The sequence below is a fragment of the Paenibacillus naphthalenovorans genome (assembly GCF_900099895.1).
GTDB lineage: Bacteria > Bacillota > Bacilli > Paenibacillales > NBRC-103111 > Paenibacillus_G > Paenibacillus_G naphthalenovorans.
Genome location: NZ_FNDY01000019.1, coordinates 19,163 through 35,020, shown reverse-complemented (window position 1 = coordinate 35,020; position 15,858 = coordinate 19,163). Strand labels below are relative to the sequence as shown.

Here is a 15,858-nt window from a genome sequence, read left to right as displayed (position 1 = left end):
AGACTTATACATAAAAAACAATTCATCCTTTCACCACTCATTGATAAAGATAATCATTATCAACAAGAAGTATAAGTTACGCCTTGTCTTTTTGTATATGATCTTTTCGGACAGGTTTTAAATCATCGGCGTCCGAATGCTTCACGGAAGAACATGCCCACAAATACCCATGATTTGATCAAGAATCATTCCATGATTGTAAGCCGTGTACTCGAACCAAGGGCCAATGGTAACGATATGAACCCGCTGTCCGCGAACAGCCTTTAAATTCTTCCAATGCTGCGTCTGCTGAAGTTCATGCCAGGTTACTCTTGACATGACATCCTCTGACAGCAGGATCAGTATGCGCCCGGCCTCCCAATCCTGTAATTCATCCGCAGTCATCCGTATAAAGTCTGAAGGGAGCTGATCGATGCGACGCGGAGCAAAGGGCAGCGCAGCCGGATCCTCTCTCCGGTTTACCCAGCGGTAGCATCCTTTTCTATCGATCATGATCGTAAGCAGATCATCCTGACGGATCAGGCGGTTTACCTTATCCGAGACAAGGCCGGCCTTGTCGTCATACTTATCGAGCCATGCCTCCGCTTCTCTTCCCCGATCCAGAAATTCCGCTATCAGACGCAAATGGTCACGCCAGCTTCCGGTCAGCCAAGGCACGAAAAACGTCCGCGCGATCTGCCCAAGCCTTTCTTGCTCCTCCGGCGTTACGTAGGCATCGATTCCAATGATGCAATCGGGGCCAAAACGGCTCAGCGCCTCGCGGTTAAAATCATACCGGTGTCCCAAGGGTACCGTAACGTCGGCCCCGTATTTTCTGCGGTAGTGGTCGGTCCAATACTGGTCCATCGGGGCTGCCTGCGGAATGATATGAAGCGGCAGCAATTGCCCCAAGTTAGACCAATTGTATGCCGCCACTTTCATTTGCCGGTTTTTCAGATAAAGGGCAGGCGGAATGCCCACCTGCTTTCTAAACATGCGCCTGAAGTGACTCTCGTTGTTATATCCGGTCTGCCGCGCAATTTCTTCTATGGGCATGCAGCCCTTTTCCATCAATTGTTTCGCCTTATTCATACGCAGCTCATTAATGTAATCCATCGCGCTAATTCCGTAAGTATCCTTAAACAACCGCCTAAAATGACGGGAACTGACCTGCATCGAGCCCGCCAGCTGTTCTATGTCGATAGCCTGTTCATAATGCCGCTCCATGAAAGCTTTTGCAGCTACAAGTTCCTTGTTCCAGCCCTTGACGTTTTTTAAAAGGCGGCTTTGCATGATGCTGTAAAGCAATTCATGAAAAGCGGCCTGACTGCGCAGGCGCTCCATCTTGTTTTTACTATGCCAGCAGCGGGCCATCGTATCGCAAAGTGCAAGATCGGCGTGGCTCGGAGTGAAGTCAATGTCGCCGCTGAACGGAAATAAGCTTTCCGAACGGTCCGGTTGATCGTTGGCTGTCTCCAACACTGCAAATCCGGATTCGAAACAAACGATATATATCCCGTCCTCATCCTGAACGGCGGCTTCTGCCCGGACCTCTTGACCCGCCCTGCATACCACGATAAATCCGGACCGCAGCCCATAATTGTGACCGTTGATGCTTACATGGCCCAGCCCGCCGATCGGGATAAAAAGCATATGGAAATCCAGCTTATTCGATTTAAAATTCCAGCACGTATTACGCTTCTGTATATGCCAAACATCGTGGAGCTTAAACCACATGTTCTCCATTGGTGTATATGCCGCTTGATCGTTGATGAATGTCGAAATCATGATCCCATGACTCCTTTCTATATATCGACGGCTATTGCAATATCATTACAAAGTCACATTCTAATTGATAATGATTATCAACGTCAATGTTTTTTTTTGCAAGAACCCCATTTTGTTCACAAAAAAACGCTCCATAAAAAAGCCTTTGAGCCCGAACGGTTCGGACACAAAGGCATTTTGCAATTTTTTCCGGCGAACCTTATGAACCATGCTCGCACGGGAATTATCCTTTTACAATCTCCAGCAGCTTCTCGTAATTATTGACCACATCGTACTTCAATTGTCCCGTGCTTAATCGGGCAAAATGCTTGCGGGCACATTCGATCTTCGCCTTCTCCACTTCTCTCAGTTCCATCGAGTCGATCGAGCCCTTGGTCTCCGCAATAAAGTAAATGTGCCTTACCGTGCCTTCCTTGAACACAATGGCCCAATCGGGGTTGTAATTACCTACCGGAGTCGGGATGAAGAAGCCGCGCGGCAGCTTGGCATAAATCTGCACTTCCTGGCTCGTATCCAGCGCCTGGGCGAAGGCCCTCTCGATTTTGGAATCGGTCACGACATAATCGTAAATGTGCTTCTCGGCGGAAACGGCATTGTGGCCCAACTGTCCCTTCAGCGTATTTTGGGTAAATATGTCCGTATGGAACGTCTCATTCACAACGTCATAGGTGATCGATTCGATGATGGTAGTCGCCTTTTGTTCATTGATCAGCTTGGCCGCCCGAATGATAAATTCCTCCGGGTTTTCCCTGAACTGCAGAAAGGTGTTCTGCTTCACTCCGGCCAGGATAGACGCAATCGTCTTTCGTGTGAGCCGCGTCTCATCCATCAGCTTGCCGATCAAATCGTATTTGATCCTAGAGGACGCCTCCCTGTGAACAAACTCCGTCTGCGTCTTTCGGGTCACAAACGCCTCACCCTGCCTCAACTGCTCCCTTGACTCGATCCGGTTCATTACTCCATGCTGGACGGCATAACGTACGGAGGGAACCCGCAAGTCGGCATCCAATGCCGCGATACAATTTCGAACCAGCTCGCCGGAATCGAACCGGACGGTATAGACCGATTTGCGGTTGATCCGATCCCACAGCTCCTTAAACTCTTTTTTGTAGAAGTTGCCGTTCACGGTGACGGACGGGATATTGCGGTCCCGGTCATTCTCCGTCATTTCCTCCTTGCCTGCTGCATATATCGTTTTGATCATCTCGATGAGCGGTTCTTTATAAGGCAACAGTTCATTAGGCAGCTTGACGTCTTGCCGTTCAACTGCGGCATAATAATCATCCGTTAACCGGAACTGATCGTCGACATAGCCGTTCTTTATGAACGTATACTGCAATTTGGCGGCCAGCTTTTCGCCGATTTTCAATGGCTCGCCGCGGGCGTTTGTTAACACCTTGTCCATAAAGAAGCCCATATCCGCCTTGCGGGGCCGGTCCGATAAAGCAGCGGCAATTTCATGCTGGAGCTGCTTGGCGAATTGCTCATAGGATTCGCTGGCGATTACTGTCAAGACGTTGATCTCATGCACGTCGATACCGGGGACGCTGGAATCGATCCGCTCCCCATGCCGGTTGACGCACAGTCTGAGGCCCCGGCCTACCTCCTGCCTTTTTTTGACGGCGGAATCGCTGTACTTCAGCGTGCATATCTGGAACACGTTCGGATTATCCCAGCCTTCTTTCAAGGCGGAATGCGAGAAAATAAACCGTGTCGGTTCCTCGAAGCTCAGCAGCCTCTCCTTGTCCCGCATGATCAAATCGTAGGCGTCGGCATCATCCGAATCCGTCTCTCTGGCGGATACTTTGGAATCAATGAACCGGCTGCTCCTCTTGTCGATGGAGAAGTACCCTTTGTGCGTCTCTTTTACATGAATTCCGTTTAAATACTGAACGTACGGATCGTCCGAACCCAGCGACAGCTGCTCGTTCAGGAGATCCATATATTCCTCTTCGAACATGCCGGCGTACACGCCATTATGTTCGCTGCCGTCCTGATCATACTGCCGGTATTTGGCAACCTCATCGATGAAGAAGAGCGACAGCACTTTGATCCCTTTATAGAACAGCACCCGCTCCTTCTCCAAATGGGATTTAATCGTTTCCCGAATCTGGATTCGCCGCAAATGCAGCTCGCTCACGTCGCCCTGGACGTCACCGGCCCGCAGCGTAACCCCGTTAATGAAGCTCACCGTATTGTTCCGACCGTTGATTTCGGACACCTTATAGCCTCTGTACTGTTCCAGCCGGCCGGATAATGGATACATGTCGTCGCCGCTTCTGATTCTCAGCGTTTTTTTGCTCAAGCCGGTTTTTGTGCGGATTTCCAGCTCAAGCCGGGCTATGGGAGCATGTTTATCGCTGACATCGATGCCTTCGAGATACAGGTAGCTTTCGGTTCCGCTTGTCCCTTTCACCGAGATGCCCTTGACGCTGATCTTTTTCACGAGCTTCATATTGTATGCATCCAAGGCGTCGAGCCGGTAAACCTTGTTATATTCCTCCCGGTGGGTGGCCGAATATCGCAGGGTGAACAGCGGATTGAATAATTTGAGCGATTCCTTGGTCTTCTGGCCTTCCACCGATTGCGGCTCGTCAATGATCAGGATCGGATTCGTGCCGGCAATCACATCCATGGGTCTGCGGGTATGGAATTCATCCAGCTCCATGTAAATCCGTCTTGCATCCTGCCCTCTGGCTGCAAACGCTTGCGAATTAATAATCATGACATTGATGCCGGCATCGGCGGCAAACCTCTCGATATGATGCAATTGCTTGGAGTTGTAGACAAAATATCGAACCTTCGACCCGTATTCGGCCATAAAATGATCTTCCGTCATTTGAAACGTCTTGAGTACGCCTTCCCGGATGGCGATGGACGGGACAACGATGATGAATTTGCTCCATCCGTATTTCTTGTACAGCTCAAACATCGTCCGGATATAGGTGTAGGTCTTGCCCGTACCGGTTTCCATTTCGACCGTCAGGTTATATTGGCCTTCGAGCCGCTCCGATATTTTCAATCCGTTCTCGCGTTGTACGGCTTGGATATTGCGGAGTATGTCATGATCGGGCAGCTTGATGGCATGATTTTTAAATCCATATTCCGGTTCGTTATTTGCCGTTTGAAACAAATCCCCCGCATATTCGGCCTTCTGCCGTCTGCCCTTATCCAGCGTGAAACGGGAGGATTCGTTAGGCTGCCCGTAAAACGCGCCGACAACGCTTTTGACGGCATCCAGCTGAAACGGTTGGTGCTTGAATTTTATTCTCATGTCAGCTCACCTTCCTTACAGCACCTGGATTTCCGTGCCCGGAGAAAGCAGCTTGAACAGTTCTTCCACGTTGATGCGTGCGGCGTCGTCCCTAAAAGAGCTGTCGCGGAATACGACACGCTGAGGCTGTTCCATTGCAATCTTCTTCATGACCGATTCCGTGATGTCTTCATCGAAGCAGGCGATCAAGGAGCCGCCTGCCACATGATGAACGGTCTTCCCTTCAACTTCCTTTGTTTCCATGGGCAATGAAAGCTCCAGGCCGCATTCCAGCATCACTTGAACGAGCAGATCTTCCCCGATCCGGTCTTCCTTGATGTTGGATGCCAAATCCGCAAGATCCACTTGACCCAGCTCGGCCGGCGTATAGTAGACATCCTTCATATTGGAGGAATCCGTACGGTATACCCGGAAGCCATAATCTATGTCCGCTCCGGTCTCCTCTTTGATTTTCCCGGCGGCGCGGCGGATGCGCTCTTTACCCAGCTCCGTTAAGTAATGAGGGCGGTTCAGTTCGTTTAACGTATCTATCGCATTTTTGAAGATCATTTTCCGGTTTTGTTCGGCCTGATTGTACATCGCGTCAATATCTTCCTGCAGCTGCACCAGAATAAATTTTCTGCGGCCGTTATCCTCCGCGTTTAATTCCATGATCGCATGGGCCAGTGTACCGGAGCCGGAGAAGAAATCGAGGGCCAGATCCTCGGAGCCTATGCCAAAGCCGATCAGATGCTTGATTAAGCTGACGGGCTTCGGGTTAGAAAACACGTCTTTGCCGAATAGCCGGAGCAAATCGCTGCTGCCGTCGCTGGTTGTTCCATTCTCATCCAGCATGGCGCCGGATTTATAGATGCTTCTGGGCGTCTTGCCTTTGGGCAATCGTTGTTTAAACTGGACCGACCAGTTCTCGCCGACTTTAATGATCCGGATTTCTCCTTTGGCCAGGTCTTCTTTAAACCTTTTCTCCGACCGGAGCCAGCTGATCGGATTGCCGTTTTCGTCCAATTCCAGGACGGTGCCGTCCGGGCAGGTAATCGGATAATATTGCTTCCCCGATTTTCTTTTAAATGTGTCCCAATAAAATTTACCTTCCGAGTCTTCCTCTTTGTAGCGCTTCAAATAGTCGTCGGAGTACATTTCATAAAGCTCATCGACCATCTCTTTATTTTTGGCGTAAACCAGAATATATTCATGCTCGACGGCGACATGCCTGGAATCGTTTCCCCCGCCCTTTTTATTTTGCCAAACCAGGTCCGCGATATGGTTTTTGATTCCAAATATCTCATCGCACAACAGGCGCAGTCTTGGATGCTCGCTTTCGTCGATACTGATAAACACGATTCCGTCGTCTCTTAACAAGTTCTTGGATACTTTAAGCCTGGAATACATCATGGTTAACCAGTCACTATGGAATTTTCCATTGGATTCGGTATTCTGAACCAGTCTATTCCCTTCGGAATCGACTTGTCCCGACGCCGCCAAATAGACATCGGCAGACGATTTGAAATCGTCCTTATAAATGAAATCCTTTCCTGTATTGTACGGGGGATCAATGTAAATCATTTTGATCTTATGTAAATAGGACTCCTGCAGCAGCTTCAGCACTTCGAGGTTGTCGCCTTCGATGTACAGATTTTGCGTGCTGTCCCAATCGACACTGTCTTCTTTGACCGGCCGCAGCGTTTTATCGATGGGCGTATTGGCGTTGAGGATCGCCTCTTTCTTGCCCGGCCAGGTCAGCTGGTATCGTTCTTTCTCTCCTTCGACAAGGACATCGGACAGCTCCTGTTTTAACAAATCAAAATCGATCGCGCGGATCAATTTCCCTTGACGATCTCTTGTCTCCGTAATCACATTGGGAAACAGCGCCGCTATTTTCTCGAGGTTGACTTGTGTCGTATTGAATGTTTTCATAGCCAATTGATTCATGAGTTTGCCTCCTGTGTTTCCCCTTGGTCATCCAGCACTATTTTTCTGTATATTACTTATTCTTCTGTCTACAGGAAAGTCCTTCTTTGGACATATCCCATGCACGGTGCGTCAGGGAGACAACGACAAATAACCCGACCCGGGCTTGCGCCCGAATCGGGTTATTCTGTTATATTAAACCATGATTTTGCAAATATCGTTGGTGAATTCGACGGGATCCTGGATCGGCAATCCTTCGATTAACAGTGCCTGGTTGTACAACAGATTTGTATACAGATTGAGTTTCTCTTTATCGTTTGCATAAGCATCCTTTAAGGATTGGAATACCTCATGATGGATGTTGATCTCCAGAATCTTGTCCGCTTTGACATCCTGGCCGCTAGGCATGGCTTTGAGGATCTTTTCCATTTCAATCGTTAATTCGCCCTCCGTAGACAGGCAGACAGGATGGGTCTTCAGTCTCTTGGATGCTTTGACATGCTTCACTTTATCCTTCAGTATGTTTTTCATATATTCAAAGAGGTCTTTGGTTTCGCCCTCTTCTGCATCCGACGTGTTTTCGCTTGCATCCGGTTCAATTCCCAGGTCGCCGCTCGATACCGATTTAAATTCTTTTTCTTTGTAGGTCATGAGCATTTTGACGGCGAACTCATCGATATCATCGGTAAAGTATAGGATCTCATATCCCTTGTCGGCTACCAGCTCGGTTTGAGGAAGCTTCTCGATGCGTTCAATCGATTCCCCGGAGGCATAGTAGATGTATTTTTGATCCTCAGGCATTCTCGACACGTACTCATCCAGGGTGACCAGCTTCTTCTCTTTGGAGGAGTAGAACATCAGCAGATCCTGCAGCATCTCTTTATTGGCGCCGAAATCGCTGTATACCCCGAATTTCAGCTGTCTGCCAAAGGCCTTATAGAATTTTTCATACTTCTCTCTTTCATCCTTCAATAAGCTTTGCAGCTGGCTCTTGATTTTGTTCTTGATGTTTTTGGCGATGAGGCTCAATTGCCGGTCATGCTGCAGAATCTCTCTGGAAATGTTGAGCGATAAATCCTCGGAATCCACCATTCCCTTAACAAAGCTGAAATAGTCGGGAAGCAGATCGGGACACTTATTCATGATCAGCACATCGTTGGAATACAGCTCCAGGCCTTTCTCATATTCCTTCGTATAATAATCGAACGGCGTATTCTCCGGGATAAACAGAATGGCATTATACACCACGGCACCGTCGGCACTAATATGAATATGCTTTAGAGGCTTATCGAACCCGTAGCGTTTCTCGGTGTAGAAATTTTCATAGTCTTCCGGCGTAAGCTCGTTCTTGTTTTTCCGCCAAATCGGAACCATGCTGTTGATGGTTTGTTCTTCAACATATTCTTCGAATTCATTGTCGCTGCCTTCTTTAGGCCGCTGCCCTTTCACATCCATCTTTATGGGGTACCGGATAAAATCGGAGTATTTTTTGATAATCGATCTTAAACGATACTCTTCAAGATACTCGTCGTATTGATCCTCTTCCGTATTCTCTTTAATTTTCAAAATAATATCCGTACCTGCCGTCGCTTTCTCGCATGGCTCAATCGTATACCCGTCTGCTCCTCTGGATTCCCACTTATACGCCTCATCGCTGCCCAAAGCCTTGCTGATGACCGTAACCACTTCGGCTACCATAAAAGCAGAATAAAATCCCACCCCGAATTGACCGATGATATTGTGCCCATCCTTCAATTCGTTTTCTTTCTTGAATGCCAATGAGCCGCTCTTGGCGATAACCCCCAGGTTATTCTCCAGCTCCTCTTTGGTCATACCGATCCCCGTATCGGAGATGGTCAATGTCCGGTTGGCCTTATCCGGCTTTACTTTGATGTAATAATTGTCTTTATCAAAAACCAATTGATCGTCGGACAGCGCTTTATAGTAGATTTTGTCAATGGCATCGCTCGCATTCGAGATCAGCTCTCTTAGGAAAATCTCTCTCTGCGTATAAATGGAGTTAATCATCATTTCCAATAATCTTTTGGATTCGGCTTTAAACTGTTTTTTGGCCATGATTCGCTCTCCTTTCAATCCGTTCCGCGATTAGCACTCTAAGCGCCTGAGTGCTAACTCTCCTTTTTATATTACATAGACGATTTTTTGATGTCAATATACAGTAGAATTTTTGAGTCCGGTCAATTGACTATATGGGCCCCCCATAAATTACTTTTCCATCAGCAGTGAAACTCATGGTTTGTTCTGCTACTTTATATGTCCCATTTTCTTTTTTTACAATATACTTTGGTTTGATTTGGAGTTGACTCATCCAGGTTTATAATTTCATAGCTTAGTTGCTGCACTCGCTAAGGCTACAAAAGGAAGCAAATGTCTTGCTGTTCACAATGAATTATCCCACCTTTCAATAAATATAATAACAACTTTACCATATTCATATCATTTTAGTGATATAATAAGTGAAAAATGCGAATTCGCCGGAGAGGCTTATGAAAGCGCTTAAAAATAAGGATTATACCCTTAATTCCGTAAAAAATGCAGCGCGTATCTTGCGTCTGTTCTCTTTGGAACGGCCTGAATTGGGAGTGACGGAGATCTCCAGGCTCTTGGGATTAAACAAAAGTACGGCCTACCATCTCATGACTTTCCTCACGGCCGAGGGTCTGTTGGAGAAAAGCCCAAAGTCCCGGTACCGCCTCGGCCTTGCCTTTTTGCGTTACAGCGGGATCATTACGACACAGATGGAAATTCACCGGGAATCGCTTCCTTTTTTGGAGAGACTGGCGGAGGAACTGGGGGAATCCGCTTTTATCGGCATTTTGGAAGGGACTAATGTGGCGTACCTTCAGAAAGTGGATGTTAAACATCCCCATCCCCTGTCGCCCATAGGCAACCGGAACCCCGTATCCTGCACCGGATCGGGAAAAGCGATTCTGGCCTTTCAAAAAGAGGAGATCATTTCAGGAATAGCGGAACGCTTGCAGCCTTACGGTCCCAATTCCATCACCGACCCGGAACGCTTCAAGAAGCATTTAAAGGATATCCGAAGCCAGGGATATGCCCTATGTATTGATGAAATATACGAAGGCGTTTCAAGTATTGGGGTGCCTGTACGCGATTATACCGGCGAGGTGGTGGCCGCCGTCAGTATCGCCGGGCCGACAGAACGCATCCGGAACTGCAATATTGAGCATGCGGTGACAACGTTGAAGCAAGCGGGGCTTGGGATTTCCGCCAAATTGGGCTATTACGGTTGAATCCCGGCGTTCGGTGAGATCCAAGGCCGCAGATAACACAAAGCGACCGCTCCTTCTAACGATACCGGGGAGCGGTCGCTGCTTTTTAGAATGGGAAACGGCGATACTTTTCCTGAACCGAAACCCATTTGGTTATTGTAAATTCATCGATAATCCACGGATTCCCAAACCTTCCGCTTCCGCTCGCCTTATTTCCGCCAAACGGAATGTTGGGGCTGTCATTCACCGTCTGGTCGTTAATATGCGTCATCCCGCTCTCGATTTGCAGCGCCAACTCTTCGCCTTTGGCCAAATCTGTCGTAAAGATCGAAGAGCTTAACCCGTATTCGGTTTCATTCGCCATAATTATGGCTTCTTCGTCCGTATTCGCTTTGATAATGGTGGCGATGGGGGCAAACAGCTCGGTTTGCGCCAGCTTGCTTGAGTTATCTACATCAATAAATACGTAAGGTGTAAGCACATTGCCTTCCCGTTTGCCTTCCAACGCCATTTTCGCTCCATCTCGTTTGGCCGCCTCAATCGCACTGACCGCTTTCTCAAGCTGACGCTCGTTAATAAGAGGGCCGATCATGGTGTTCGGGTCCCTCGGATCGCCGCACGGAAGGGCCTTCGCTCTTTCCACAAACTTTTGGACAAACTCGTCGTGCTTATCTTTATGGACAATGATACGGTTAATAATCATACAAATTTGTCCTTGATGGATGAACTTCCCAAACACCGCAGCATCCACCGCCCGGTCGACGTCCGCATCCGACAGCACCACAAACGGACTGTTACCGCCCAGTTCCAGAATAACTCGCTTCAAGTTTCTACCGGCAATCTCGCCGATGTGTCTTCCGACGGCAGTAGAACCGGTGAAACTGATCAATCCGACATGCGGATGGGTTAACAGGTCATCGCCGATTTCCGTGATATCCGTGAGAATCATATTGAATACACCATGAGGCAGACCGGCGTGCTCGAATGCCTTGGCGATAATGGAACCGCCGGTTAAGCCAACTTGAATATCAGGCTTATGCACCACGCTGTTCCCCAACGCAATGGCCGGCGCAATGGTTCTCATCGACAAATTCATTGGGAAATTAAACGGTGAAATCGACGCAACCACTCCCAAAGGAAGCCGGCGGATATGATTGACCTTCCCCTCGATGGCAGAAGGAATCTCCCTCACCTGATCGATTGCGTCCGCATAATGTATTGCTTCCTCCAGCACCTCCAGGGCGAGATGCACTTCCACATTGGCTTTTAACAAAGTGCCTCCCGTCTCACGAACGATGATATCCACAATGGCGGCCCGGTTAGCTTTCAAATACTCTGCCGCCTTGTAAATGACCGTCTTCCTTTCATCGGCGGAAGATTTGGCCCATTTCTTTTGCGCCTGCTTCGCCATGTCAATGGCCTCATGCAGCTGCTGGGACGTCGCCAACCGAACCGTAGTCACAACCGAATGATCGTAAGGATTTACAATATCGTAAGTTTGGTCGCTTCTCCCCTCCACCCATTCGCCGTTAATAAAGCTTTTGTTTAAATTTTCGTAACGCATCATTGGAAGTTCTTCTTTTGTGATTGCCATTTGTAAGCTCCTCTCATCATTTATTATTAAAGGCTGAAAGCTGACAGTCCCTTCTAGTGAAGGACTTCGATCCGTTTCTCATACGTGCTTTCCAGCATACGGATCAGATGGGTCAGCAGCGTATTATACGGAACGGCAATACCGTATTTCCCCGCTTTATCCACGATGGCTCCGTTGAGGAAGGCGATCTCCGTTGCCCGTTGAGCCAGCACATCCTGCAGCATGGAAGTCAGATGCTCGCCCGACATGGCCGGATCGAGAACGCCTTGGATCGCTGCGATGATATCTTCTTTTTCGATATCCACTTGTTCCGCTTTCGCTACGGTCACGATTTCGTCCAGGATGCCGTTCACGAGCTCGTCAAACCGTTCATAGCCTCCGATATCCGATGCCTTCAATCGAGTCAGCGCCGCAAGCGGATTATACACCGCATTAAATGCGACCTTCTTCCAAACGATGGACATCACGTCCGGTTCAATGGACACATGCAGGCCGGCCTCGTTCATCATGCCGCAAATCTGCTGCAGCGCTTCGGTGATTTGTCCGTGAGCGCTCATCATGACGGTTTCCCCGGAGCCGAGTGCGCGAATCACTCCCGGAGCAACCAGCTCCGTACCGAAATTGGTCACGCCGACAATCACCCGCTCGCGAGGGACATATGAAGTAACCGCTTCCAAATTACCCAATCCGTTCTGCAATGTCAGCACTTGCGTGTGTGGACCCATGATGGGCAGCGCTTGCTCGACAACAGCTTGGGTATGCATGGCTTTGGTGAAGACCATGACAAGATCTGCAACGCCTACCGTAGTAAAATCCGTCACGGCTTCTAATCTATACGTGGATGTGCCGCCTTCATGAATGACACGCAATCCGTTGGTTTGAATTGCTTCTATATGATTTCTCCAACGATCGATCAATATCACGGATTGCCCGCTGCGATGCAGCATCGAGCCAAATCGGCACCCCATCGCTCCTGCGCCTGCGACTGCGATTCTCATCCCATCACCTCTTTGACAGCTATGCCGCTTCATTGTCGGGTTCGCGGTCAAGCTGATTATTTGACACTATCCAATTCCTTGAAGAGCTCCTTCACCAAATCTTCGCCAATTTCTTTGGAGAACTTATCAATTAGCGGTCGGGTGAGCTGTTGCATTTTGGCTTTTTCTTCAGGTGACATTTCATTCACTTGCATACCGGCGGCCTTCAACTTCTCCAATGTTTCCTGGGCCATCGCTCTGTTGGTTTCCCGCTGAAATTTACCGGATTCTGCAGCGGCTTCCTGAACAATCTTTCTTTCTTCATCCGACAATTGATCCCAATATTTCTTGCTGAATATGAGGATGGTCGGAGCATACAGATGATTCGTGATAGTTAAATATTTTTGAACCTCATACAGCTTATGGGATTCGACCACCGCAAAGGAGTTTTCTTGTCCGTCAATGGCTTTGCTCTCCAAAGCGGAGAATACTTCGGAAAAGACCATCGGCGTCGGATTGGCTCCCAGCGTTTTAAACATCTCCAAATGGATGGGGTTAGGCAGCGTCCGAATCTTAATTCCCTTAAAATCTTCTACCCTCGTAATCGGGTGCTTGCTGTTGGTGATACTGCGGAATCCGTTTTCCCAATAACTTAATCCAATGATTTTGTGCTGCGGCAGTAAATCCATCAATTTTTGGCCGATAGGCCCATCCATGACGGCATCCGCTTGTTTTTCATTATTAATTACGAAAGGAAAATCGAAAATACCGAATGCTTTGATCGTGCCGAATATGGGCGGGGTCGTGATTCCCGCTACCTCCTGCAGGCCGCCCTGCACGGCTTCCATCATTTTCTTATCATCACCAAGCGATGCATCATAAAATCGTTGAACCTTCATTTTCCCACCGCTTTTTTGCTCGACGAGTTCCGCGAATTTCTCCAAACCGAGCCCCTGCGGGTGGCCTTTAGGACTGACAATTCCGGCTTTCATCACGCGCGTTTTCACATTGGCGGAATCTTGGGCTTTAGCTGCTGCCGGCGTTGATGCTCCATTGGCGACATTTGCACCGCTATCTCCGTTACCGCCTTGAGTTCCCCCGCTTCCGGCATTTCCACAGCCTGTGACTACAAGTAAGCTAAGTACAGTTAATCCAATTACGAGCGGTTTTAACCATTTTTTCATAGCCTTCCCTCGTTTCATGTGGATTTGATATTGAAGCCTTCCTTCTCTCAAGTGAACCATCCTAGCGGAACGGTTACGATAGACGGAAAGAGGATCAGCAGAAACAAAATCAGCACTTCAACCAGCAAAAAAGGCCAAATTCCCTTCAATATGCCTTCCATATCCACCTTGCCGACACCGCAAGCGACGTTCAATACGGCCCCCACAGGCGGGGTTAGCAAACCGATACAGTTATTTAGAACGAAAAGGACTCCGAAATAAACCGGATCAATCCCGGCCTGTTCGATAATCGGCATGAGGATCGGGGTCAAAATCAGAATAGTGGGTGTAAGATCCATAGCCGTCCCAACAAGTAATACCAAGATATTAATCGCAATGAGCAGCAGCAATTTGTTCTCAATCAACGGTCCCAGCATATCCACCAAAAGAATGGGAATATCTGCTATCGTAATCAGCCAAGCGGAAACCATCGCGGCAGCCGCCAAAAACATGACCACGCTCGTCACTTTTGCTGAAGCCACAAAGACACGGAACAAGTGCTGGATTTTCAATTCACGGTAGATGATGAAGCCGACGAGAAAGGCATAGAAAGCCGCAACCACCGCTGCTTCCGTTGGTGTGAATATCCCCCCGCGCAATCCCCCGATAATAATCACCGGCAGGAGGAGCGCCCAAACGGCTTGTTTGGTTGCATGCCACATTTCTTTTACAGACTTGCGGGGGAAAACGGCTACCTTATCTTTACGAACGACCAGGGTCCAAGCAATGGTTAGCCCTAATGCAATCAGAAGCCCGGGGACAATACCGGCCATAAACAGCTTGGTAATCGATACACCGCTGGTCACGCCGAAAATAATCATCGGAATGCTCGGAGGGATAATTGGCGCAATAATACCGCCCGATGCAATCAAAGCGGTCGATCGATTGCGATCATACCCGGCCTTTACCATCATCGGGATCAGGATTGCGCCAAGCGCCGCCGTATCGGCCAAAGCCGACCCGGATAAACCGGCAAACAAGACGCTTCCAATGATGGCGACATAACCCAATCCTCCGCGTATATGTCCGACGAACGACAATGCAAAGTTGATAATACGAGTGGAAATCCCCCCTGCATTCATCAATTCGCCTGCGAGAATAAAGAACGGGACAGCCATTAGCGGGAAGCTGTCCGCTCCGTTAATCAAATTCTGGGCAATGATCAGACTGTCGAACATATTCAATTGGATCATTAAAGCCACACCGCTAATTAACAGCGCGAAAGCAATAGGCGTTCCAAGAGCCATAGAGCCCAAGAGTGAACCGAGGAAAATCGTCATTGTCATGGTTGGTTCCCTCCCGAAAGCGTCTGCCTCTTTTCGTATACAGGCCCGAGCATCTCTTCTTCCGATTCTTTCATGCGAACAGCTTTATCTATGGCAGATTTGCGGAGCAGCACTTTGTACATTTTGATCATAACCACAAGGGCCATACCTAAGCTCATGATGATGCCAATCGCGTATACATAGGACATCCGTATTCCTGTAGCAGGCGCATTGCTGTCCATATTGAGCAAAATCAGCTTCCAGCTTCCTTGTAAAATCAACAACAAGGCAAAGAGAATCAACACATGGCTGATGATATAGGCGATCTTTTTCATGGAAGGCGGCAGTCTTTTGACCAGCATCTCTACCCCGAGATGTTCATTATCCTTCAAGGCCCCGATCGATCCCAAGAAGATCATCCACACAAATAAGAAACGGGACATTTCCTCAGACCAGGTGATCCCCGAATCAAACACATACCGCAAAATCACATTGCCCAGTACCAGAATGCACATAAATAATAGGGAAAACGCCATCAAAATGTTCAAAGCGTTACCTAACCATTTGGATATGTTCTTCATCTGATTCCCTCCATA

The 15,858-nt window shown here is 48.4% G+C and carries 10 protein-coding genes; 1 reads left to right on the top strand and 9 read right to left on the bottom strand.

Annotated features, from left to right (window positions below; all coding sequences use genetic code 11):
• Window positions 1–141: 141 nt before the first annotated feature.
• The 4 genes from BLT35_RS17045 to htpG form a co-directional block, all read right to left on the bottom strand.
• Complete coding sequence (locus BLT35_RS17045; RefSeq protein WP_054818429.1) at window positions 142–1,767, bottom strand: helix-turn-helix domain-containing protein; 1,626 nt, start codon at window positions 1,765–1,767, stop codon at window positions 142–144.
• Between the two features lie 223 nt (window positions 1,768–1,990).
• Complete coding sequence (locus tag BLT35_RS17040) at window positions 1,991–5,041, bottom strand: type III restriction-modification system endonuclease (RefSeq protein WP_074729100.1); 3,051 nt, start codon at window positions 5,039–5,041, stop codon at window positions 1,991–1,993.
• A gap of 15 nt (window positions 5,042–5,056) precedes the next feature.
• Window positions 5,057–6,970 (bottom strand): site-specific DNA-methyltransferase, encoded by a 1,914-nt coding sequence (locus BLT35_RS17035; protein ID WP_074729098.1) that lies wholly within the window; start codon window positions 6,968–6,970, stop codon window positions 5,057–5,059.
• A 174-nt stretch (window positions 6,971–7,144) separates the two neighbouring features.
• Window positions 7,145–9,025, bottom strand: a complete 1,881-nt coding sequence (htpG, locus tag BLT35_RS17030; RefSeq protein ID WP_054818427.1) for a molecular chaperone HtpG — start codon at window positions 9,023–9,025, stop codon at window positions 7,145–7,147.
• A 431-nt stretch (window positions 9,026–9,456) separates the two neighbouring features.
• Between htpG and BLT35_RS17025 the strand changes: the two genes are divergently transcribed.
• Entirely contained in the window at window positions 9,457–10,224 is a 768-nt protein-coding gene (locus tag BLT35_RS17025; protein WP_074729096.1) for an IclR family transcriptional regulator, read from the top strand.
• An 85-nt stretch (window positions 10,225–10,309) separates the two neighbouring features.
• On the opposite strand, the gene BLT35_RS17020 is transcribed toward BLT35_RS17025, so the two are convergent.
• The 5 genes from BLT35_RS17020 to BLT35_RS17000 all read right to left on the bottom strand — a co-directional run bounded on the left by BLT35_RS17020 (window position 10,310) and on the right by BLT35_RS17000 (window position 15,843).
• Window positions 10,310–11,767, bottom strand: coding sequence for an aldehyde dehydrogenase family protein (locus BLT35_RS17020; protein ID WP_235594380.1), 1,458 nt, complete (start codon window positions 11,765–11,767; stop codon window positions 10,310–10,312).
• 83 nt (window positions 11,768–11,850) lie between these two features.
• Window positions 11,851–12,795, bottom strand: coding sequence for a ketopantoate reductase family protein (locus BLT35_RS17015; protein WP_054818426.1), 945 nt, complete (start codon window positions 12,793–12,795; stop codon window positions 11,851–11,853).
• A gap of 56 nt (window positions 12,796–12,851) precedes the next feature.
• On the bottom strand, window positions 12,852–13,958 hold the full coding sequence (locus BLT35_RS17010; protein WP_074729141.1) for a TRAP transporter substrate-binding protein: 1,107 nt from the start codon (window positions 13,956–13,958) through the stop codon (window positions 12,852–12,854).
• A gap of 47 nt (window positions 13,959–14,005) precedes the next feature.
• Window positions 14,006–15,283 carry a TRAP transporter large permease gene (locus BLT35_RS17005; RefSeq protein ID WP_074729095.1) on the bottom strand — a complete coding sequence of 426 codons (1,278 nt, stop codon included), beginning with the start codon at window positions 15,281–15,283 and terminating at the stop codon, window positions 14,006–14,008.
• Window positions 15,280–15,843 carry a TRAP transporter small permease gene (locus BLT35_RS17000; RefSeq protein WP_054818425.1) on the bottom strand — a complete coding sequence of 188 codons (564 nt, stop codon included), beginning with the start codon at window positions 15,841–15,843 and terminating at the stop codon, window positions 15,280–15,282. Before BLT35_RS17000 ends, BLT35_RS17005 begins: the two co-directional genes overlap by 4 nt.
• Window positions 15,844–15,858 lie beyond the last annotated feature (15 nt).